The 592-nt window shown below is 64.4% G+C and carries 1 protein-coding gene; it reads left to right on the top strand.

Annotated elements, in window-relative coordinates; translation table 11 throughout:
- Positions 1-346 precede the first annotated feature (346 nt).
- Entirely contained in the window at positions 347-514 is a 168-nt protein-coding gene (locus FS320_RS45745) for a hypothetical protein (RefSeq protein ID WP_153885423.1), read from the top strand.
- Positions 515-592 lie beyond the last annotated feature (78 nt).

Below are 592 nucleotides of genomic sequence, written 5' to 3'. Positions count from 1 at the left end.
TCACATTCTGCATCATCGCAAAGCGATGAGCCCTATCAGAGTACCCGCTGGTACGCCCGAGGCGCCAATGCACAACGGTGGCGAAACGCACTGCGACGGCCCAGAAGTGTCTATCGCTTTGGGCCGGGGTAGCAACCGGACGCGCCGGTCTCGAGCGGCGCCATCGCAAGCACCCTGTGCAGTAACCTCGAGAACTGGCGCGAGGCCATGTCGGGCCCGAGTTGTAACCTGCGGCAACCCGCCCTCATCGAGGCGGCGGGGTTGCGGGGGCGCCTCCCGGCGGCAGCGCGGAACGAGCCCGTTCCAGCAACGTGGTGGTCGCGTCGACGCATGCCCGCATGTTCTCTTGCGGGTCACATCGGACAGCCACGGTTGCATCGCCGCTGCGCAGCAGGAATCCGGCGCCTCGACGGAGGCGGCTTCGCGCCCCATCATCGCCGATGCCGCGCAGGAGCTCTTCGAGATGACGTTGGTGCGTAAATCGGACCGGGGTGTCGTGCCAAGTCAGGGGTAAGGTATAGAGGCGGTCTTCTGAAACCGAGAGCCGCATGCCCTACAAGGTTAATGAAGAGCGCCGCCACAAGATTCCAAA

Origin of the sequence: Microvirga tunisiensis, from assembly GCF_009296175.1 — a bacterium.
GTDB classification, from domain to species: domain Bacteria; phylum Pseudomonadota; class Alphaproteobacteria; order Rhizobiales; family Beijerinckiaceae; genus Microvirga; species Microvirga tunisiensis.
Note: the sequence above shows the minus strand (reverse complement) of the source record. Positions and strands in the feature narration are given on the sequence as shown.